Here is a 21,824-nt window from a genome sequence, read left to right as displayed (position 1 = left end):
TGCGATGGATCAAAGTCAGATTATAAGAGACTTTCTACAGGAGGAGCTGGAACTTTTTGATATTTATTTGCGAGAATCGATCAAGAATGACAATCCCCGCATTTCAGGAATTATCGATTATGTTTTTAAGGCAAACGGTAAACGGCTAAGACCCATGTTGGTGTTGTTGACCGCAAAGGCTTGCGGGCAGATCATCCCGGAAACATACCATGGTGCCGTGACTGTTGAACTGTTGCATACAGCCACGCTTGTGCATGATGATGTGATTGATAAATCCGATATGCGTAGGGGGAAAAGTTCGGTGAATGCCGTGTTTGACAATACACGGGCGGTATTGGTCGGAGATTATCTTTTGTCAACCGCCTTGGCTGAGAGTGTAAAGACAAAAGACTTCAACATTGTACGGATCATGTCGGAGTTGGGAAGAAGCCTTGCGGAGGGCGAGCTGGTACAATACTCTCTTGCTGAAGAGATACTCATCAATGAAGCATCTTATTTTGAGGTGATTGATAAGAAAACCGCCTCTTTGTTGCGTGCCAGTGTTACTATCGGGGCCATTACAGGAGGTGCTCCCCCGCAAACCATCTCCAAGTTCGGCCGCTTGGGAGGAATTCTGGGTATTTGCTTCCAGATAAGGGATGATATCTTTGATTACTATAAAATTGATGTGGGTAAGCCTACCGGGAATGACATCAGGGAAGGGAAGGTGACACTTCCGTTAATATACGCCCTGAAAAATGCACCTAAGTCCCTGTCGGATGAGGTATTGAGAGTTATTCATTCGCGTGATTATTCGGAGGAGAATATTGAGCTTGTGCTTGATTTTGCCAAAGAGTATCAAGGGGTAGAGTATGCCTATAAAAAGATACGGGAGTTATTGGATGAAGCGGAAGGCATTATTTCGGAACTTTCCATCGAGGACCATCTCAAAGATCTTTTGCGCATTCTTCTTATCTATTTGAACAATCGCGAATATTAAAATAAAAAAAGAGAGTGAACCTATTGATTCACTCCCCTTCATTCATCTCTGTTAGTTATTGGATTTCAATCAGTTTGGAGGCAGATGCCTTTTCTTCTTCTTCCCGGGTGGGGATTTCAACGGTCAGAACTCCGTTTTCCACTTTAGCCGTTATCTTCTCCTTTTCCACATCATCGGGCAATACCATTCTTCTTTGGAATTGCGTGTAAGAAAATTCACGTCTTAAATAGGCTCCCTTTTTATCTTTATCTTCCTTTTCATTTTTCTTCTCAAAAGAGATTACCAGATTATTGTCGTCATCTATTCTCACTACACAATCTTCCTTGGTCATTCCCGGAGCAGCTACTTCCACTGTAAAACCATTTTCATTCTGTTGAATGTTGATGGCAGGTACTGATTTGCTGCTGTTTTCCATCCATTCATTACCGAAGAAATCATTGAATACACTCGGTAACCAGTTGTTTGTACGTCTGATAATTGCCATAATATTATTCCTTTCTTTTATTTTCAATTTGTTCTTACATCATTGAAAGGGCAAAATATATGCCGGAGGGGATTTACCCCATTTATAGGAATTTTAATGACAAAATGACCTGAAAAAGCCTAGAAACAGTATAAAATCACAGAAAATAAAGACAAAGTGACAGTAAGAAGGTTCGGTGGTACATCTTCTCGAAGGGTGTTTAGCCTGACCGAGGATTATTCTAGGACCGAATAGGTTCTCTTGCCTGAATGGGTTTTACCATATCTGTCTGTAGCCCTTATCTCGATGATGTGCTTGCCTCCTGGCAGATCTGTGGGAACAGGGCCAATCCATACATGCGTACTGTTCACCGGATTCGACGGACGCCTTCCCGGGAGTAGTTCTTCGGTGAAATCCCACTCCAGTAATTTTGTAAGGTAGCTGAGGTCGGGAGCGGATACATAGTGCATTTTCCGCCATTCACCCTCACCGATCCTGTACTCTACCAAGTCATCCTTACTACCCATAAAGAAGTTCACCATGACTTGTGAAGTAGTTCTTCCTTTATATGGTACTACTTTCGGCGCAAAGATATTCATTTGGTAATCGCTTTCTCTGCCGGCTACTTTATAATCCACATCATATTGATTCCCTTTGATATTCAGAAAAGCGTATCCCTGTGGCGTACCGTCGCGCATAGTCGCATCCGGCAATCCCTTCTCGTCGAGTTTCCCTGAATACCAATCCCCTGAAGTCGTCCCCACGTTATATTCATGCAAAGGCTTTTTCCCTTTCCATCCTTCGGCTTCTGTATACTCTATCTGGTCCTGCAAATGGGTGTGCGCCGACATGATCAATACGTTCTCATAATCTTTCAACAGGTCGAACAGGCGCTGGCGATCCTCCAGCCGGTACGAACCGCCCGAGTTGTCTTTCATGTGGATATGTTGTGATAAGACTACCAGCTTGTCTTTGGGGACATGCTTCAGGTTGTTTTCCAGGAAAATAAGCTGATCTTGCCGGTAACCGCCCCAATAACCTTTTCCGTCGCGCGGATCGGGATAGAGGATATTGTCGAGGATGATAAAATGTGCGTTGCCGTAGTTAAAAGCGTAATTGGCACTGCCGAAATTCTTTTTGAAGGTTTCGTCCGAAAGTTCATCCGAAGGTGCGTCGTAATTCATGTCGTGGTTACCCATTACGTTGTACCACGGCAGTTGTAGACGGCGCATTCGTTCTTTGTAGACCGGATGCAGGTCGAGATTATCCCCCGCTATATCCCCTAAGCTGATTCCGAAAAGGGTTTTATCGGTCTTCTTCACATCGTTCACGATTTTTTCCGTGAAATAGTCCATATCCTGGATGGAGTAGGGCTGTGGGTCCCCAAAGACAATAACGGTGAAGTCCTCCGGTTCATCCTGCTTGTAGAGGGCAAAATCAACCGACTTGGGAAGATTTCCCGTTGGTGATATCCCTTTATAGGTAAAAGAGTCGGGTGAACCCTCCGGTTTGTGGTGGTAATAAAACCGGGGAATAGAATTTTCGTCCACAGGAGTTTGGTATCCGCCGGGCTTGATCACAAAGATCGTATTGCCGCCGTCGCTCACAGGGAGAGTGTAAAATCCTTTACTATCCGTAAGGACCACATCCATTCCGTTTGAAACAGACACATTGGGAATGCCGGCTTCACTTCTGTCTTTTTTGCCGTTTCTATTGGCATCTTCATATACATATCCTTTGACTGTCTATTGGGAATAGACAAGGATACTGCTGAATAGCAGGATAAAAACGAGTAAATTTCTTTGCATTGCGGAGTGTTTTATGATTGAACTATATCGAATTACAAAGATAGATTTTTCCTCCTGTCAAGTTGTTACAAAACGGTGAACTTTTTCGATTAGTGAATTTTTTCTCACCTTCATTCGTATTTCAAAAGTGATTTTTCACTGATCTCGGCTTCGTTCTTGACCGGGATCAGGGTAAATCCCCATTTGTAATCCTGATTGGCAGGAATACTGTATTCGGGTAGGGCGCGCGCCCCCCAGCTGTTGTAGCCGGCTACACCCTGTTGTTTCATGTCGATACACACCTCCACAAAATCCTGTGGCACGATATCATTGATATGGGTATGTCGTGGCATCCTGTTCTCCGGGCTGTCCCATCCTTTTCTTCTGAGTTCATTTGATTTATCGGCTGCTTCCCCGGGATAGAAATTATTCCACTGGTAGGGCTTGTCATTGTTTTCTTCGGAGTCAAAATCTTCTACACTGTTACGCAGTGCATTGAACCCTATCGTACTGTCGGCAACCACTAACAGTCCGCTGTTTCCGCCCGTAAGGGCGACCCAACGGGTGTCAGTCCTGTGCCCGTTTTCCTGTGGACGGGCATACAATACATACATATCTTCGGCGGTAGTCTTGTAACGGCCTATCTTCGATCCCGACGCACGGTCGATGTAATTTTCACCGGGACCTCTGCCAAAATACTCCACGTTATTCATCGACACAGGCAGGCGGAAACGAATGCCGATCCTGGGTACCGTCAGTTCTGATGATGTTTTACGGGCCGCAGCGGCTTCAGGTGAAAAGGTGGCCAGTCGGGTAGCTTCGGAAGCACCTGTCCTGAGCTCTTCGAGATTGGCTCCTACGAATTCCGCATTGACTTTCAATACACCTTGCGTATCTATCGTATATTCTATAATATAGGGATTTCCGGCAGCAAGAAGGTAGGAGACTTCAACTACTGCTTTTTCATTGTCCTTACGGGTTTTTATCTCTGTCACACGGAAGTTTTTACTCGATTGTTTCCATACCTGAAGGCGATACGGCATCCCGTTTCCATAATCATTATCATTAGGACCTCTCCAGAAATTGGGCTGTATGCCAAAGCCGTCTTTGAAATATTCATTGCCGTGAACCCTGTAGGAGGTGACTAATCCGCTTTTCTTATTGAATACAAACTGTACGGCCGGCGATGTGACAGAGACTGTTTCATTGTCTTCAGTAATATTGAGTTTCTCGCCCGATGCAGTCTCGTACGTCTTTCTTTCAGTCTGTGTGGGAAGACTGAACTGTTCGATGGCCACAACATATCCGGCGGGTAGGAGAGGAGTAGCTTCTTTGAGCGCCACTTCGAAATTCAGGAAATATTCCGCACCGTTACTGTTTCTTGCCGGGGGGGTAATAGTCACTTCCCTCGACTCGCGGGGCCCCAGCACAATATTGAGTGCCTCTTCCGCCACCTTTTCGCCGTTGGAGGTGATATTGTACCTTATTTCATATTGATCGCTGTTGGTAAAGAAGAGACGGTTGGTGATTTTATACCGGTTCCGAGAGGCATCCACAGCCTCAAAAGCGAATTCCTGATGTACATATTTCACTTCGGCCGTGGCAGGATGTGGATTTCTTGCCGGGTCGATAAGGCCGTCACAAACAAAATTGCCGTCGCTCGGCATATCCGTGCCGTAGTCGCCCCCGTAGGTCCAGTATTCACCGCCATTTTCATCCTTTTCCAGCAAGGCATGTTCTACCCATTCCCAGATATATCCCCCTTGCAGGTTCGGGTATTTGTAAATGGCTTCCCATTGGATATCGAGGTTGCCATTGGAGTTACCCATTGCATGGGAATATTCGGAAGGAACGATAGGGCGGTCACTTCCTTTTTTCCCTATTTCTTCGAGCCATGCAGCACTCGGGTATTGCGGGACATACATATCTGAATTCCACTCCCAGAGGGCACGCTCGTAATTTACGGGGCGTTGCATCAGTTCACTGTCCGCTTCTTTCACCCAAAGATAAGCCTGATAGAAGTTGTATCCGTTTCCGGCTTCGTTCCCGAGTGACCAGAAGGTGACCGAAGGAAAATTCTTATTCCGTTCGAACATATTGGTGACCCGGTCTATATGAGAATGCAACCATTCGGGATTGTTTCCGAGTGTTCCACCTTTTCTGAGGTCGTAGTACATGCCATGCGACTCGATATTGGCTTCATCGTAGACATAAAAACCATATTCATCACATAGCTCGTAGAAACGGCGTGATTGCGGATAATGGCTCAACCGGATGGAGTTGACATTGAATTGTTTCATCAGTTCAAAATCACGCTTCATAATCTCTTCTGTGACATAATGCCCTGTTTTTTGATTCACTTCGTGGATATTCACTCCCTTGAGGATAATAGGCTGTCCGTTCACCAGAAGCAGGTTGTCGATTCTCCCGCCGTTGCCTTTCACCGGTTTAATTTCAATGCGGCGGAATCCTACGGAGAAGGGGATTACTTCGGTTATTTTCTTGTTTTGGGTAATGGTTAAAGTGAGCCTGTAAAGGTTAGGCGCTTCTGAAGTCCATGTAAGCGGATTATCGATGGTTTCAGCGAAGAGAAGGTCTTTTTCTTCACCGGGGCTGAGGCTCAACGGTTGTTTTCCGGAAGAAACTATGTTATTGTTTTTGTCTGTCAGCTCGTAGGAAACTTCTACTTTGGATGATCGGCTATCCCTGTTTTTGACCATGGTTGTCAACTTGAAAATACCGTTGCGGTAGTCATCGTCAAGCGAGGAAACTACAGCGAAGTCCCTCACAGATGTCTTGGGTTGTGACCATAGATAAACATCCCGTTCAATCCCACTGATACGCCAGAAATCCTGGCACTCTAAATAGGAACCGGTACTCCAGCGGAAAATTTTCAGTGCCAGGGTGTTCTTTCCGGGTTGCACGTAATCGTTGATTAGAAATTCTGCCGGATTTTTGGAATCTTCGCTGTAACCCACCTCTTTGCCGTTGATATAGACATAAACGCCCGATTTTGCGCCGGCAATATGAAGGAAGATACTTCGGTTCAGCCAGTCAGCAGGAATATCGATTTCCCGCCTGTATATGCCTACCGGATTCTCTTCGGGTAGGGTAGGGGGTTGAGGATCGCGGGGCTTGAATTCATAACCATGGTTCACATAGATGGGGGTGCCAAATCCTTGTACCTCCCAATTGCCCGGAACGGTGATGTCTGCCCAGTCGGTCGTGGAGGTGCCGGGATCAGTAACCCCTTCCGGAAGTTGTTTATATCCGTCCACATAGTAAAACTTCCATGTCCCGTTTAATGATTTGTAGTAGGGGCTATCTTCAAATTTTTTTGAAACGGCATCTCTTTTCGAATCGAAAGTCATGAATGAGGTCCGGGGATATTCCTTATTCACTTCTAATACCCGGAGGTCTCTCCAATAGGGGAGTGCTTCCCCACCTGGATTCGTGTTGTTGTTCTGTGCGCTCAATTCTCCTAAAAGTAACAGGCCCAGAATAGTGGCCATTGCAATTAATTTGATTTTCTTCATTACTAAATTTATAAGTGTATGTTCTTTGAAAATATATTTTACAATTGTACTCTTTTTGTGAATAGGTAGAGTCTTTTTTATGGAAATGATATGTAGGGATACCCCGTAATTTAATAAAATATTCAGACTACGGATGCTTTTTCGAGCAGTACATCAGCAAGCCGGCTTGCCCCGATGCGGAAAAGGGTATTGTTGCACCATTCTTCCCCGAGTAATTCTCTTACAATGGTATAGTATTTTACAGCATCGTCTGCGCTGGCAATTCCTCCGGATACTTTCAGTCCGGCTTTCTTCCCGGTTTTGGCATGATAGGAAAGGATGGCCTGGCACATCACGTATGCCGCTTCGGGGGTAGCTCCGGGGTATCCCTTTCCTGTGGATGTTTTCAGGAAATCGGCTCCGGAATAGAGTGACAGGATGGCTGCCTGATGGATATTCTTTGCATTCTGTAATGCACCGGTCTCCAGAATTACTTTCAACGAAGCATGACGGCAGGCCTCTTTTATTTCAGTAAGTTCTTCACACATTTCTTCGTATTCATCGTCTAAAAACTTACCTACATTGATGACCACATCTATTTCATCGGCACCATCAGCCACAGCAAGCGCAGCTTCCGCCACTTTTATCTCGGTGAAGGTCTGGGATGAAGGAAATCCTCCAGCCACACAAGCAATCTTTATATCGGCTGTGAGCGCTTCTTTCACCGTGCGAGCAAAGTTGGGATAGACGCAAATGGCTGCAACATTATCCATTTCAGGAGTAGAACCATCGAAACTGTTCACCTTTTCGGTGAATTTCCAGATACTCTCATTCGAATCGGTACTGTTGAGTGAGGTGAGATCTATACAGCTATACAGCTTTTTATAGACCTTCGTATTATTGTTCTCACTATACTTCCCGGCAAGGAGATCGTTTACTTTTTTCGTGACCTCTTCGTCCGTCAGTGTAAACGGATGGTTTGCAATTGCTTTTTTATATTTGTTGGTTTCCATTTTCTGTTGTTTTATTTTCTGTTGGCCTGAGGCCATCATAGCAGTTTTTTGTTATTATGGTGTCTGTCAGCGTCTCTTTGCGTCTTTTTCTCTATGTTCTTACGTAAAGCGTCTTCCAGGTCTACCCCGGTTTGGTTGGCCAGGCAGAATAATACCCAAAGCACATCCGCCATTTCGTCCGCCAAATTTTTCGACAGGTCTGATTTTTTGAAGGATTGGTCGCCGTAGGTCCGGGCCATAATCCGCGCCAGTTCGCCTACCTCTTCGGTTAAAATGGCCATATTGGTCAACTCGCTGAAATAGCGTACACCATAGGTTTTGATCCATTCATCCACCTTTTGTTGAGCTTCCTGTATTGTCATGTTGTTTCGTTTCTGTCTTCAGTCCCCCAGCCATTATTCCTTGTTTTTTGAATCGATCCAGATGGTAACAGGGCCGTTATTTGTCAATTCCACCTGCATATCGGCACCAAACTCTCCGGTGAATACCTGTTTTTGGAGCATCTCCGACAAGACAGCACAAAACTGTTCATATAACGGAATAGAGATGTCCGGTTTGGCAGCACGGATATAAGACGGGCGGTTTCCCTTTTTTGTACTGGCATGAAGTGTGAACTGAGAAACCACTAAAATGTCGCCACCGGTTTCGAGTATCGACCGGTTCATAACCCCATTCTCATCGTCAAATATACGCAAATTTACGGTTTTTCTGCATAGGAAACCAATATCTTCTTCGTTATCGGTATCCTCTATACCCACCAGCAGTAGCATACCCTCACCGATGCCGCTTCTCTTCTGTCCGTTGATATGAACGGCCGCTTCTTTTACGCGTTGAATAACTAGTCTCATTTATCTCCTCCTTTTTCTATCCATTGCCAGATGATCTCGCCTTTGTTCTTTCCGATCTCGGAGATTATTTCCTCTTTAGTTGCTTCCTTGATCCGTTTGATGCTCTTGAAGTGTACCAATAATTTCTTTTTTGTTTCGGGACCGATGCCTTTGACCTGATCCAATTCGGATGTTGTTTGAGATTTGCTTCTTTTTTGCCGGTGGAAGGTGATTCCGAATCGGTGTGCTTCATCCCGTGCTTGTTGAATCAATTTTAACGTTTCGGAATTCTTGTCGATATAGAGCGGAACGGGGTCTTCAGGAAAATAAATTTCCTCCAGACGCTTGGCTATCCCGATAATCGCGATTTTCCCGTAAAGCCCAATTTTCTGAAGCGATTCCACAGCAGCGTGCAATTGTCCCTTACCACCGTCAATGATAATGAGTTGGGGTAGGGAAGCACCTTCGTTAAGCAGCCGAGAGTAGCGTCTTTCCACAATCTCACGCATCGATGCGAAATCATCGGGTCCTACAACACTCTTCACGTTGTAATGGCGGTAATCTTTTTTGGATGGTTTCGCTTTTTTGAAAACAACACAGGCAGCGACCGGATTTGTCCCCTGGATATTGGAGTTGTCGAAGCACTCGATATGCCAGGGAATTTCTTTCAATTGCAAATCGGTTTGCACACCCTTCAAAATTCGGGTAGTCCTTTGTTCGGGATTGAGCATCTCCGCTTTTTTCAGTTTGTCGATCTTGTATTGCTTCACATTCTTTTCCGATAAGTTGAGGAGTTTTCGCTTTTCTCCCCTTTGCGGAATGGAAAACTCTACCCCCGGAAGTTTCAAATCCGGCATAAAGGGGACAATAACTTCTTTTACGTCGCTGCCAAACCGTTGGCGCATCTCCACAATCCCCATACCGAGCAATTCTTCCGGAGATTCATCGAGTTTCTTCTTATATTCAAAGGTATATGCTTGATTTACAGCTCCATTTACTACATGCAGGTAGTTGATATAGGCTGAATTTTCGGTTTCATCCATCGAGAATACGTCCAGATTATAGTGTATATTGCTTACTACCTGCGATTTCTCTCTGAAATTTTGAATCAGGAGCAATTTTTCCTTTAATCTGTGCGCCTCTTCAAAACGCAATTGTTCCGCAAGGGATTGCATTTTTTCATGGACCTGTCGTTCAATAATAGCCACGTTCCCTTTCAGAATCTCAATGATCTCTTCTACATTTTTATTATATTCGGCCAGTGATTGCAGCGCCTCGCAGGGACCTTCACACCGTTTGATATGATATTCGAGGCATACCTTGAATTTTCCCGCGGCAATATTTTCAGGGGTCAGATTGAGCCGGCATGTGCGTATTTTATATACTCTCCTGAAAATATCCAATAATGCATTCACTGATTGTACCGATGTATAGGGGCCGAAATACCTGGAACCATCCTTCACTACATTCCGGGTTTTGTATACCCGGGGAAAATATTCATTTTTGACCACGATAAAAGGATAAGACTTGTCATCTTTCAGCATTACGTTGTAACGCGGCCTTAGCTTCTTGATCAGATTATTTTCCAGCAGGAAAGTGTCTTCCTCCGAATTGACGACAATATATTTTATCTGCCTGATTTTCCTTACCAGGATACGGGTTTTCGGATGTTCGTGGTGTTTGTTGAAATAGGAGGAGACCCTTTTCTTTAGATCCTTGGCTTTACCGACGTATATAACGGTGCCGTTCTCATCAAAGAACTGGTAACAGCCCGGTTGATGAGGTATAACGGCAAGCGTATTTTTAATTTCGTCAGTCATAATAGGGTTGAGTGGATACTCTCCGTTTATTGGTTGATTAAGTTTTAGAGTGGTGTGGTTGCAACCATATTAGAACTTGATCACCGAATTTACATCTACCTCTTTGGGGAAATGCTCCATGCCATTCAATTCTTCCAGCTCGATAAGGAAGTTGATATAAATCTTCTTTACGCCCAATTTTTTCACAAGGTTGTATGCAGCCACCATGGTTCCGCCGGTAGCAAGGAGGTCGTCGTGGAGTAATACTACGTCGTCTTTCGTTAATGCGTCCTCATGAATTTGTATGGTATCTTCTCCGTATTCTTTCGTGTAGGTCTCCTCAATCACTTTATAGGGTAGTTTGCCCGGTTTACGGATAGGGACAAACCCTGCTCCTAATCTGATCGCTACGGCAGGGCCCATAAAAAAACCCCTGGATTCGATTCCCACCACTTTGGTAATCCCCTTGTCCTTGTATCTTTCATACAGGATATCCGAAAGTTCTTTCAGATGTGATGCTGATTGGAACAGGGTGGTAATGTCTTTGAATTGGATCCCCGGTATGGGGAAATCAGGGATGTTCCTGACGGAGGATGTAAGTGTTTCGATACTCATTTTTTTATAATATAATTCATTTTTTTTTGGAATGTTCCACGTGAAACATTTATCTTTTTAGCGACCTAATAATACAAGCAAAACAGAAATATCATTGGGTGAAACGCCCGGAATCCTGCTTGCTTGGGCAATAGTTTCGGGATTGATTTTTGTCAGTTTTTGTCTTGCTTCCGTCGAGAGCGATTGTATTTGGTTATAGTTGAATTTGTCTTTGATGCGGATATCCTCCAGACGGGTGATCTTGTCGGCCATCATTCGTTCCCGTTTGATATATCCGTTGTATTTTATCTGTATATCGGCCGATTCTGTGATTTCCTCTTTCCGTTCGTCGATGGTTTCCAACAGTTCTTTAAGAGGTGTAATCTCTTGTGCCATCAGCGACAGGTCGATGTGAGGTCTTGTGAGCAGATCATGCAGCTTAACGCCGTGCTTTAATGGCGCTGTTCCGATATGTTCCAGGAAAGGATTGATCCGGTCGGCTTTGATAGAGAGATGGTGTGTAAAATCGATTATTTGTGCTACTTTTTCTTCTTTTCGATTGAGTAATTCGAGTCTCTCCCGGGGCGCCAATCCTAACTCATAAGCCTTTTTGGTAAGCCTTTCGTCGGCATTGTCCTGACGGAGTAGAATGCGGTATTCGGCACGCGAGGTGAACATCCTGTAGGGTTCATCCACTCCCTTGGTGATCAGGTCGTCGATTAAAACTCCGATATAGGCTTCATCTCTGCGTAATATGAAAGGATTACCTCCTTGACAGTTGATATGGGCGTTAATCCCTGCTATCAATCCTTGCCCTGCGGCCTCTTCATAGCCGGTAGTCCCATTGATCTGGCCTGCAAAAAAGAGATTTTTGACCGGTTTGGTTTCCAATGTAGGATGCAATTGGCGCGGATCGAAAAAATCATATTCTATGGCGTATCCCGGACGGAAAATATGTACATTCCTGAAGGCCGGGATCCGTTGTAAAGCGTTCAACTGTGTCTGTAAGGGCAGGGAAGAGGAGAAGCCGTTGAGATAGTATTCGTGGGTTGTTTCTCCTTCGGGTTCAAGAAACAACTGATGGCTCGTTTTATCGGAGAATGTGACGATCTTGGTTTCTATGCTGGGGCAGTAGCGTGGACCTATGCTTTGTATCTGTCCATTATAGAGGGGGGAGTCATTCAGTCCTTCACGCAGCGCTTCATGCACATCCTCCGAGGTGTAAGCTATCCAGCAGCTTTTCTGCTTGAGGGTGCGTTGTACATCGGGAAGATAGGAAAATTTATGAAAATCCACATCTCCCTTTTGTTCTTCCAGCAGGGAAAAATCGACGGTTCTTGCATCGATACGTACTGGCGTACCTGTCTTCATCCGGTCGGTGGTAAAGCCCATATCACGCAATTGTTCAGTCATCCCGTATGATGCCGGTTCAGAGACACGTCCTCCGCCAATTTGTACCTTGCCGATATGGATCAGCCCGTTCAGGAAAGTACCGTTTGTGAGAATCACCGCTTTGGAGAAGAATTCCACACCCATCCCGGTCTTTACACCGGAAATGGTTGAACCCTTACAAATAAGCCCTGTCACCATATCCTGCCACATATCAAGATTGGGTGTGTTTTCGATGATGTCACGCCAAGCGCCGATAAACTTCATCCGGTCGCTCTGCACACGGGGACTCCACATGGCGGGGCCTTTCGAGCGGTTCAGCATCCGGAATTGAATAGCGGTCTTGTCGCTCACAATCCCTGTCTGCCCCCCCAATGCATCAATTTCACGTACAATCTGCCCTTTTGCAATTCCGCCTACAGCAGGATTGCAACTCATCTGGGCAATCTTGTTCATATCCATTGTGATCAGCAGTGTCCTGGAGCCCAGATTGGCGGCGGCCACGGCCGCTTCACATCCGGCATGGCCCGCCCCCACCACTATGATGTCATAATTGAAAGTCATTTTTTTATTTTGAGAGAGCAAAGATACTAAAAAAGAAAAAGTTAACCGCTGCTGTGATGTTAATTACAGATAAGAATAATTCAATATGCTTTATTTCAATTAAATGCGTAGATATACCGGGAGATGGGCGTTATATCCACCGGTGTACCTTCCCTCTATAGGTGCGATCGTCCATCGCGGGCGGATCATCCTCAATATCATAAAAATTCCAGGAGTTATAGAACATACGAGAAAGGAATTGCCATATCTACACAAAAAGTGTGTACAAATGTAAATTGCTGTTATTCAACCGTATCCCTGCGTCAGCCGATTATTTCATCGCATTCTTAAAGCCTCTTCCTCGGCCGCTTTCATCTGTTGCTGTTCTGTTTCTGATTTATCATTAAGACCGCACAAATGTAATATGCCGTGGATAATGACACGGTACAACTCTTCCTCGAAATCTGCATTATATTGGATTGAATTCGACAATACCGTGTCGAGACTGATAAAAATATCGCCCGAAATACGATCTCCTTCGGTATAATCGAAGGTGATGATATCGGTATAAAAATCATGTTGCAGGTATTGCCGGTTAACCTCCAGAATTTTTTCGTCGTTACAAAAAAGATAGGAGATATCTCCGGTCTGTTTTCCGTAATTCCTTGCTACGGATTTTATCCAGTTGGCAGTTTCCCTTTTTTTGATTTTGGGGAAATCGACATTTTCAACATCAAAAGTGATCGACATTTTATTAACATTTATTTGATTGGAGAATCCTTTATTTTTTACCCGAAAAAGAGGTAGGCCACAAAAATAGCGGCTAAAATACTTGTCAAATCGGCCAAAAGCGCATAGGGAACCGTATAGCGTGAATTTTTGATGTTTACGGCACCGTAATAAACAGCCACGATATAAAAGGTAGTGTCGGTGGCACCTTGCAGTACGCAGGACAATCTGCCGGCAAACGAGTCAGCTCCGAAAGTCTGCATGGTGTCGATCATCATTCCCCGGGCACCACTACCGCTCAGCGGTTTCATCAAAGCGGTGGGCATGCCATCTACCCAACGTGTATCCAACCCGGTCAATGCTACCAGATCCCGCAACCCTTCCATCAGGAAATCCATTGCTCCGGAAGCACGGAAAACGCCGATACCGACCAGTATTGCGATAAGGAAAGGGATAATGGTGACAGCGGTCTTGAAACCCTCCTTTGCCCCGTCGATAAAAGCATCGAAGATATTGATTCTGCGACGCAGCGCCTTTACGATAAAAAGTACGATAATTGTGAAAAGGAAGATATTGGCTGCAAGTCCGGAGACAAGATTGATCTGTTCCTGCGACATCGACCGGAAGAGAACTATCGTACCGATGATAAGTGTCGCTATGCTCAATACAAATCCCATGATTGCCTTGTTGAAAATATGGATACGTTGTTTCAGGCAGACGGCGATCATGCCGACCACGGTAGAAGCAAAAGTGGCGATCATGATCGGGATGAAGACGTCGGCTGGATTAACAGCGCCTAACTGGGCACGGTAGACCATGATGGTGACGGGGATCAGTGTAAGTCCCGATGCATTCAGGATCAGAAACATGATCATGGAATTGGAAGCCTCCTCTTTTTTTGGATTGATATCCTGCAGCTCCTGCATCGCTTTCAACCCGAAGGGGGTCGCCGCATTATCGAGTCCCAGCATATTGGCAGACAAATTCATCAGGATAGAGCCGGAAGCGGGATGATTTTTAGGTATATCGGGGAAGAGCCGGGAGAAAAGAGGGGCGACAGCCCTTGAAAAGAGTTCTATCATTCCTCCTTTTTCTCCGATCTTCATTACACCCAACCAGAGCGAAAGCACTCCCGTTAATCCCAGAGAAATCTCGAAACCGGTCCTGGCAGACTCATAAGTGGAATTCATGATCTCGGTAAAGACATTCATATCTCCAAAGAAAATCAGCTTTACCAGAGCCACCAAGAAAGCGATCAGAAAAAATGCAATCCAAATGTAATTCAATACCATACCTTGCAGAAATCTTTGATTAGACGGATATATGTGCGGACAAAGATTTGCCAAAGGTACAATTTATGACCATTTATCAAAAAGAAAACAATATATTTTCTAACTTTACGCATTGATTAGGTGGAATGGTGGAAAAGTGGAAAGGGGATTTGAATTGCCAATTAGCAATTACTAATTACTAATTACTAATTACCAATTACTAATTACTAATGGGTCAATGTGACACAAGCCTTAAATCCCAGATTGTTCACGATGTAAATTTGCACTTTTCGTTTACTAAATGTCTTGGCTCTTGATTCTCGATTCTTGGCTCTAATTTTTAAAGTCTTTATTCTTTATTCTTTACTCTAATCATCATGTACTGGAAAGATTTTCTATATTTTCAGAGAGGCTCAAAGATGGCGGTAATTCTATTGCTAATCCTTATTGTGTTGACCCTGATCCTGAATATTGTTTTCAGTTTCCGTCACTCATCGGATATCATCCTGCAGCAAAACGATTCGCTTGTACGGGAATTTGAGGAATTCCGTCGGACATTGACATTGAAAGAGCCGCCTGGCACCGCTGTTTCCGATGAAAGGAGGGTATCCACAGGACGTGAAAGTGTGGCAGAACGCTCATCGCAGGAATCCGGTTCCGGTACTAATTCCCGTCGCAGTGAAAAAGGGATCTCCCAGCGGTATTCTTCAACCGGCGACAACATCTCATCTTCCCGTACTGCCTATCCTGCCTCCGAAAAGCTTGCCGTAGGGGAGACGATCTCCCTGAACGAAACCGATACCTCTGAGTGGAAAAAAGTTCCGGGTGTGGGGAGCGTATATGCTTCCCGGATTGTGGGCTACCGCGGCTTACTGGGTGGTTTTGTGCGCGTAGAACAATTGTTGGAAGTGTATGGGATCGATGAGGAACTTTTCTCCCGTATAGCTGTTTATATTGAACCGGATGGCAATTTCAGCAGATTGAAGATCAATGACTCGGATTTCGGGGATTTGTTGCGCCATCCCTATCTGAATTATAAGCAGGTGAAGGCGATTATGAGTATCCGCCGAAGAAAAGGTGATCTCACTTCCATCCGTGAACTCTCTATTCTCGATGAGTTTACTTCGGAAGATATTCTCCGGCTTGAACCTTATCTTGAGTTCTGAAGAGAGTATCCGATAATCAGCAAATCACCCGTAACTCCAATAGTCTTGGTTCTTGGCCATAAAAGTCTTGGCTCTTGGCTCTAAAGGTCTTGGTTCTTGATTCTAAAAGTCTCGTATCTAATTTTTAATTATATGAAACGAATATTGCACTATTTTTTGTCTATTCTACTTACAACCATTGTTCTACTGTCAACCGGATGTAACCCGAAAAGCACCAAAGAGATTGATCCCGAATTTGCCCGCTATATTTCGGCATTTACATACGGTAATGTCTCTTCCGACGCTTTCATCCAGGTTGAACTCGTACAGGAGATACCTTCCGTGGAATTGAATGCGGAAGTAAAGGAAAAACTATTTTCATTCTCCCCGTCGCTGAAAGGGCAAACTTTCTGGGTGAACGGGAACACTATCCGCTTTATGCCTGATGCGGGTGAATTGGAACCGGGAAAGGAATATCATATAAGTTTTCATTTGGGGAAAGTATTGGATGTGGAGGAAAAATTCCGACAGTTCAATTTCTCTATCCGTGTGAATGAACAGAGCTTTACTGCTGATATGCTCCCATTCTCGCCGATGAGCGTGTCCGATCTGAGATGGAATAGTGTAGAAATAACGATGAATATGTCCAATCCTGTTTCGTCGGATGATGTAGCCAAAATGTTCGATGTGAAGGGGGCAAAACAGGCGAAGGTACAGGTAAAGCCTGCCGGCGCCAATTCGTTTCACATTTCGATAGACAGCCTGCAACGAACGGATAAGCCGCAGCAATATACGTTGACCATTGACGGGAAAGCGATTGGCTCGAAAAAGAAACTTGAGCAGACCATCGATATACCTGCATTCTCCAAAGATCATTTTGAAGTGACGGATGTGCGCATGGTGTCAGTGTCTGATCCGCATATCCGGCTGACGTTCAGTGATCCGGTTTCACAGACACAGGATCTCCAAGGACTGATCGTACCCTCCGGTGTGAAGAACTTCACTTACCGTATCGATAAGAATGTGATCAAAATATATCCTGAAACTTTGCCAAAAGGACAGATGGAACTGCATATCCATGAGGGTGTTAAAAATAACTCCGGCCTGAGCCTCGATAAGACTTATCTCTATCAACTGCAAGTGGAGGACGATAAACCGCAGGTAAAATTCGAGAAGAGCGGGAATATCCTTCCCAATTCAGAGCAACTGTTGCTGCTGTTCAGCGCCGTAAACCTCTGGGCGGTGGATGTACAGGTGGTGAAAATATACCAGAATAATCTTCTTTATTACCTGCAATCCACGTCTCTAAACAACAACCAGTCGGGCAGCGAGTTGCGCCGATTCGGACGGTTGGTGATGAAAAAGCGTATCCGTCTGGACAGGGATAAACAGTTGGATTTGTCGAAATGGAACAACTTCACCATCGATCTTTCTGAAATGATTGGGAAAGATCCCGGCGCGCTCTATATGGTACAGCTCTCCATGCGGCCCGATTATTCACTCTACCCCTGCGAGGGGATAAGGCCACAGGCTCCCGATGAGGCGATCATGAAACGTTTTTCCGATGACCGGCTCTCCGAAGACGACGAAACGGTGTGGGATGAACCGTATCCTTATTACTATGAGCCGGTCGACTGGAGTGGATACAAATGGGAAGAACGGGATGATCCTTGTAAGCCGACCTATTATATGCTCCAGGAGCGCAGGATACAGACAATGGTGATGGCATCGAACGTGGGAATCATAGCCAAAGCGGGACAGGGACATGTTATGAGCGTGGCTGTGACTGATATCCTTTCCACCGAACCGCTCTCCGGAGCGGAAGTGACCTTATATAACTATCAGATGCAGGTCATGGGTTCGGGCAGAACCGACCGTAACGGCTTCGTGGATATCGATTATAAAAAAGGACGTCCGTTTGTTGTTACGGCAGCGAAAGGCAATGATATCGCTTATCTGGAAGTGGCGGACCAGGCGTCGTTATCGCTCAGCCGGTTCGATGTAAGCGGAAAAGAGATACAGAAAGGGTTGAAAGGGTATATCTATACAGAACGTGGAGTCTGGCGCCCGGGTGATACCATTTTCGTATCGTTTATCCTTGAAGACAGGGAGAAAAAATTGCCGGAAGGGCATCCTGTGACGCTTGAAGTTTATACGCCCCGGGGACAATTCTATCATAGGCAAGTGAAGAGCGACGGCCTGAACGGATTCTATACTTTTACTGTTCCCACTGATCCGGGTGTGGAGACCGGTGTGTGGCAAGGCCAGGTGAAAGTGGGAGGTACCACTTTCCATAAGCCGCTGCGCATAGAAACCATCAAACCCAACCGGTTGAGAGTACGTCTGGATACTGACTCCATCATCGATGCTTCGGGTGGCGTTATTTCCGGTACGCTCACCTCCCAATGGCTGCACGGTGCACCTGCCTCGAACCTGAAAGCGGATGTGGATCTGACGCTCTATGCGTCGGATAACCCTTTCAGGGGATATGCCGGCTATTCGTTCAATAATCCGGTAGTGAAATTTGAAACAAGCAAAACCAAAATATTTGAGGGAGTGCTCAATGCTTCCGGTGTGGCAGAGGTAAATGCCAAAGTGCCCGTGGCCGAAAATGCACCGGGAATGTTGCGTGGGAACATCCTTTCACGGGTGTATGAAACCGGTGGGGATATGAGTTTCTACGCCCAGACGGTCTTCTATTCGCCTTATAAAAGATATGTAGGGGTGAAAGCTCCTGCTTTGCGTCCCGGCGAGTTTCTGGAGACCGACAGTCCAATCCCGTTCGATCTCGTTACAGTGGATGCTTATGGTAAACCGGTTTCGGGAAAAGTGGAATATACCGTCTACAAACTCAGTTGGAGTTGGTGGTGGAACAGTACCCAGGAAGATCTGGGCGCTTACGTGAACAATACCGCTGCCAACATCGTGTCAAAGGGAGACGCAACACTTACCAACGGAAAAGGGAAAATCGATTTTCAGGTGGATTATCCCGAATGGGGACGCTACCTGCTTTTGGTGAAAGATAAGGAGGGCAGCCATGCCACCGGGACAATCTTTTATGTCGATTGGCCTTACTGGCGGGGACGTTCAGCCAAGATGGACCCGGAAGGATTGACCATGCTGGCATTTTCTACCGATAAACCATCGTATGAAACAGGTGAAAAAGCGACGGTCATCATCCCGAAAAGTTCGGATGGACGTGTGCTGATCAGTATTGAAAACGGATCGGGGATCCTCCGTCGGGAATGGGTGAAGACTTCCGGTGAAGAGGATACCCAATATGTGATAGAGGTTACTGAAGATATGGCGCCCAACTTCTATGTGTTCGCCACCATGCTGCAACCGCATGCGCAGACCGTGAATGATCTGCCTATCCGGATGTATGGTGTGGTGAACGTGGGTGTGGAGAACAAAAACAGTATTCTCGAACCGGTAATCCGGATGCCGGACACGCTTCAACCGGAGACAGCGTTCACCATCTCGGTATCGGAAAAATCAAAAAAACCGATGACCTACACACTCGCTATCGTGGATGAGGGATTGCTCGATCTTACCGCTTTCAGGACTCCCAATGCCTGGAGTGAGTTTTATGCCCGTGAAGCACTTGGCGTACGCACCTGGGACCTGTTCGACCGGGTATTGGGGGCAAATACCGGTATGATGGGACCATTGCTAAGTATTGGCGGTGATGAAGCGTTGAGACCATCGCGCGATAATGTGAACCGTTTCAAACCGGTGGTGAAATTTATCGGGCCGTTTGAATTGAAAGGCGGTGAGACAAAATCGCATTCGATCCGGCTCCCGCAATATATCGGATCAGTACGTGTGATGGTAGTGGCCGGAGGGGACGGAGCCTATGGCAACGCCGAGAAAACCGTCGCTGTGAAGAGCGAACTGATGACACTTTCCACGCTTCCCCGTATCATGGGGCCGGACGAAGAGGTATGGCTTCCGGTGAATGTTTTTGCGATGGGGAATAACGTGAAAAATGTACAGGTTTCTATCCAGACGAAGGGACTGCTGACACCGACCGACGGGAAGACCAAAAACGTGTCATTTGACAAGCCGGGCGATCAGATCGTTTTCTTCAAATTGGCATCCGGAAAGCAAATCGGTGCTGAACAGGTGGAAATCAAGGCGACGGGTAACGGCATGTCGTTCTCTGAAACGATAGATATCGCTGTCCGTAACCCGAATCCGCCTACGGTAATCACGCAGGCAAAACTCATCGACCCGGGAGAATCAGCCACACTCGATATCCAGACGGATATCGTAGAGCCTGATGATTGGGCAACACTTGAACTTTCACGCCTGCCGAGTGTCAATTTCAGCCAGAACATGAACTATCTGCTTGAGTATCCGCACGGATGTACCGAACAGATCACGTCACAGGCTTTTCCGTTACTCTATATCGAGGAATTCACGGTATTGAAAGAAGATGAAAAGAAGCAGATGACGGCGAAAGTGAATGAGGTGATCCGTATGCTTTCATCCCGGCAGTTGGCCGATGGCGGGTTTATGTACTGGTATGGGGATAGCTACTCGTCGGAATGGGTTACCACTTACGCCGGACATTTTCTGGTTGAGGCGAAAAACAGGGGATATGAAGTGCCGGAAACTGTGCTTTCACGATGGGCACAATTCCAGAGGAGGCTTGCACAGAATTGGTTGCCCACTAATCCCAACCGCAGTTATTACGCGCTTTCAATGATCGAACTGCAACAGGCATACCGGCTCTATACCCTGGCGCTGAATGGAACTACGGAACTTGGTGCCATGAACCGTATGCGGGAACTCTCCAATTTGTCATTGCAGGCACGATGGCGGTTGGCTGCGGCGTATGTCCTGGCAGGCAGAAAAGATGTCGCCAATTCGCTTGTATTCAACCTTCCGGATGAGGTGTCGGCATACAGCTTTAACAACGACACCTATGGATCATCAGCACGGGACAGAGCGATGATCCTGGAGACATATCTCCTGCTCGATAATGTGGAGAAAGCGATGTTGTTGGCCCCATCAGTAGCGCAATCATTGTCTTCCGATTATATCACCACCCAAACCGCTGCATACGGACTGGTGGCAATGGCTAAACTCGCCGGACAGGTCGGTTCGGGGAATATCGATGCGGACTGGACATTGAACGGTAAGAATAGGGAGAATGTGAATACGCCAAAAGCGATCCATCAGGTAGATATCAATCCGGACAAAAAACTATCGGTAAATATCACCAATAAGGGAGAGGGCAAGCTCTACGCACGCCTTTCGGCCAGGACAATTCCACAGGTGGGTATGGAACGGGAATCGACGCAAGGGCAGTTTAGGATGACGGTACGGTATGCCGATCTGAACGGTAACCCGCTGAATGTGGAATCGCTTTCGCAGGGAGTGGAATTCACGGCGGTGGTGACCGTCCAGAACAGTGCTGAACAGGCCTTTACCGATCTGGCACTGACACAGGTATTCCCGTCGGGATGGGAGATTTTCAATGAGCGGATGCTCGAAGCGGATGCGTCCGCTCCCGACGGCGGGTATAACTATCGTGATATCCGGGACGACCGTGTACTGACTTATTTTAATCTGGGTGCAGGACAGACGAAGACATTCCGTGTGCGCTTGCAGGCGGCTTACAGGGGTAATTATTATCTGCCGGCGGTATCGTGCCAGGCAATGTATGCGCCGCAGGAAGAGGCAAGAAACAGAGGGGCGTGGGTGAGAGTCGTGGAATAAGTAGGTCGTATGATCGCAACTAAAACGGAGACCTTTAGATGTT

At 46.0% G+C, this 21,824-nt stretch carries 14 protein-coding genes and 1 pseudogene; 3 read left to right on the top strand and 12 right to left on the bottom strand.

Going from position 1 to position 21,824, the window contains the following annotated elements; translation table 11 throughout:
- Positions 1-4 precede the first annotated feature (4 nt).
- Positions 5-979, top strand: a complete 975-nt coding sequence (locus tag ABV001_RS13700) for a polyprenyl synthetase family protein (protein WP_352423326.1) — start codon at positions 5-7, stop codon at positions 977-979.
- A gap of 55 nt (positions 980-1,034) precedes the next feature.
- Here the strand turns inward: ABV001_RS13700 and ABV001_RS13695 are convergent, their stop codons facing one another.
- The 12 genes and pseudogenes from ABV001_RS13695 to ABV001_RS13640 form a co-directional block, all read right to left on the bottom strand.
- On the bottom strand, positions 1,035-1,463 hold the full coding sequence (locus ABV001_RS13695; RefSeq protein WP_352423325.1) for an Hsp20/alpha crystallin family protein: 429 nt from the start codon (positions 1,461-1,463) through the stop codon (positions 1,035-1,037).
- Between the two features lie 215 nt (positions 1,464-1,678).
- Positions 1,679-2,914: a calcineurin-like phosphoesterase C-terminal domain-containing protein gene (locus ABV001_RS13690; protein ID WP_352423421.1), complete on the bottom strand. Its 1,236-nt coding sequence runs from the start codon at positions 2,912-2,914 to the stop codon at positions 1,679-1,681.
- Between the two features lie 21 nt (positions 2,915-2,935).
- A pseudogene (locus ABV001_RS13685) lies at positions 2,936-3,142 on the bottom strand (metallophosphoesterase N-terminal domain-containing protein); the annotation flags it as partial.
- A 218-nt stretch (positions 3,143-3,360) separates the two neighbouring features.
- The gene (locus tag ABV001_RS13680) at positions 3,361-6,765 is read right to left on the bottom strand and encodes a glycoside hydrolase family 2 TIM barrel-domain containing protein (protein ID WP_502929896.1); all 3,405 of its coding nucleotides are present in this window, start codon (positions 6,763-6,765) and stop codon (positions 3,361-3,363) included.
- 122 nt (positions 6,766-6,887) lie between these two features.
- Complete coding sequence (gene deoC, locus ABV001_RS13675; RefSeq protein ID WP_352423324.1) at positions 6,888-7,757, bottom strand: deoxyribose-phosphate aldolase; 870 nt, start codon at positions 7,755-7,757, stop codon at positions 6,888-6,890.
- Between the two features lie 35 nt (positions 7,758-7,792).
- Positions 7,793-8,119 carry a nucleotide pyrophosphohydrolase gene (locus ABV001_RS13670; RefSeq protein WP_352423323.1) on the bottom strand — a complete coding sequence of 109 codons (327 nt, stop codon included), beginning with the start codon at positions 8,117-8,119 and terminating at the stop codon, positions 7,793-7,795.
- 33 nt (positions 8,120-8,152) lie between these two features.
- Entirely contained in the window at positions 8,153-8,605 is a 453-nt protein-coding gene (gene dtd, locus ABV001_RS13665; RefSeq protein WP_352423322.1) for a D-aminoacyl-tRNA deacylase, read from the bottom strand.
- Positions 8,602-10,404, bottom strand: a complete 1,803-nt coding sequence (gene uvrC / locus ABV001_RS13660; RefSeq protein WP_352423321.1) for an excinuclease ABC subunit UvrC — start codon at positions 10,402-10,404, stop codon at positions 8,602-8,604. Before uvrC ends, dtd begins: the two co-directional genes overlap by 4 nt.
- Before the next feature lie 69 nt (positions 10,405-10,473).
- Positions 10,474-10,998, bottom strand: coding sequence for an adenine phosphoribosyltransferase (locus tag ABV001_RS13655; protein WP_323425572.1), 525 nt, complete (start codon positions 10,996-10,998; stop codon positions 10,474-10,476).
- A gap of 57 nt (positions 10,999-11,055) precedes the next feature.
- Positions 11,056-12,930 carry a tRNA uridine-5-carboxymethylaminomethyl(34) synthesis enzyme MnmG gene (gene mnmG / locus ABV001_RS13650; protein WP_352423320.1) on the bottom strand — a complete coding sequence of 625 codons (1,875 nt, stop codon included), beginning with the start codon at positions 12,928-12,930 and terminating at the stop codon, positions 11,056-11,058.
- Between the two features lie 315 nt (positions 12,931-13,245).
- Complete coding sequence (ybeY, locus tag ABV001_RS13645) at positions 13,246-13,659, bottom strand: rRNA maturation RNase YbeY (protein ID WP_352423319.1); 414 nt, start codon at positions 13,657-13,659, stop codon at positions 13,246-13,248.
- Positions 13,660-13,697: 38 nt separating this feature from the next.
- Positions 13,698-14,930 carry a spore maturation protein gene (locus tag ABV001_RS13640; RefSeq protein WP_352423318.1) on the bottom strand — a complete coding sequence of 411 codons (1,233 nt, stop codon included), beginning with the start codon at positions 14,928-14,930 and terminating at the stop codon, positions 13,698-13,700.
- A 398-nt stretch (positions 14,931-15,328) separates the two neighbouring features.
- Between ABV001_RS13640 and ABV001_RS13635 the strand changes: the two genes are divergently transcribed.
- Entirely contained in the window at positions 15,329-16,075 is a 747-nt protein-coding gene (locus tag ABV001_RS13635) for a ComEA family DNA-binding protein (protein ID WP_352423317.1), read from the top strand.
- Between the two features lie 132 nt (positions 16,076-16,207).
- Positions 16,208-21,781 carry an alpha-2-macroglobulin family protein gene (locus tag ABV001_RS13630; protein WP_352423316.1) on the top strand — a complete coding sequence of 1,858 codons (5,574 nt, stop codon included), beginning with the start codon at positions 16,208-16,210 and terminating at the stop codon, positions 21,779-21,781.
- Positions 21,782-21,824: the final 43 nt, after the last annotated feature.

Source organism: Proteiniphilum sp., assembly GCF_040307845.1.
Lineage (GTDB): Bacteria > Bacteroidota > Bacteroidia > Bacteroidales > Dysgonomonadaceae > Proteiniphilum.
This window is presented reverse-complemented; position numbering and strand designations above follow the sequence as displayed.

What these genes read in the sequence shown, in the direction of transcription:
- mnmG (WP_352423320.1), bottom strand. Translation starts at nt 12,930, where the DNA reads ATGACTTTCAATTATGACATCATAGTGGTGGGGGCGGGCCATGCCGGA.
- ABV001_RS13640 (WP_352423318.1), bottom strand. Translation starts at nt 14,930, where the DNA reads ATGGTATTGAATTACATTTGGATTGCATTTTTTCTGATCGCTTTCTTG.
- deoC (WP_352423324.1), bottom strand. Translation starts at nt 7,757, where the DNA reads ATGGAAACCAACAAATATAAAAAAGCAATTGCAAACCATCCGTTTACA.
- dtd (WP_352423322.1), bottom strand. Translation starts at nt 8,605, where the DNA reads ATGAGACTAGTTATTCAACGCGTAAAAGAAGCGGCCGTTCATATCAAC.
- ABV001_RS13670 (WP_352423323.1), bottom strand. Translation starts at nt 8,119, where the DNA reads ATGACAATACAGGAAGCTCAACAAAAGGTGGATGAATGGATCAAAACC.
- ABV001_RS13630 (WP_352423316.1), top strand. Translation starts at nt 16,208, where the DNA reads ATGAAACGAATATTGCACTATTTTTTGTCTATTCTACTTACAACCATT.
- uvrC (WP_352423321.1), bottom strand. Translation starts at nt 10,404, where the DNA reads ATGACTGACGAAATTAAAAATACGCTTGCCGTTATACCTCATCAACCG.
- ybeY (WP_352423319.1), bottom strand. Translation starts at nt 13,659, where the DNA reads ATGTCGATCACTTTTGATGTTGAAAATGTCGATTTCCCCAAAATCAAA.
- ABV001_RS13635 (WP_352423317.1), top strand. Translation starts at nt 15,329, where the DNA reads ATGGCGGTAATTCTATTGCTAATCCTTATTGTGTTGACCCTGATCCTG.
- ABV001_RS13655 (WP_323425572.1), bottom strand. Translation starts at nt 10,998, where the DNA reads ATGAGTATCGAAACACTTACATCCTCCGTCAGGAACATCCCTGATTTC.
- ABV001_RS13680 (WP_502929896.1), bottom strand. Translation starts at nt 6,765, where the DNA reads ATGAAGAAAATCAAATTAATTGCAATGGCCACTATTCTGGGCCTGTTA.
- ABV001_RS13695 (WP_352423325.1), bottom strand. Translation starts at nt 1,463, where the DNA reads ATGGCAATTATCAGACGTACAAACAACTGGTTACCGAGTGTATTCAAT.
- ABV001_RS13700 (WP_352423326.1), top strand. Translation starts at nt 5, where the DNA reads ATGGATCAAAGTCAGATTATAAGAGACTTTCTACAGGAGGAGCTGGAA.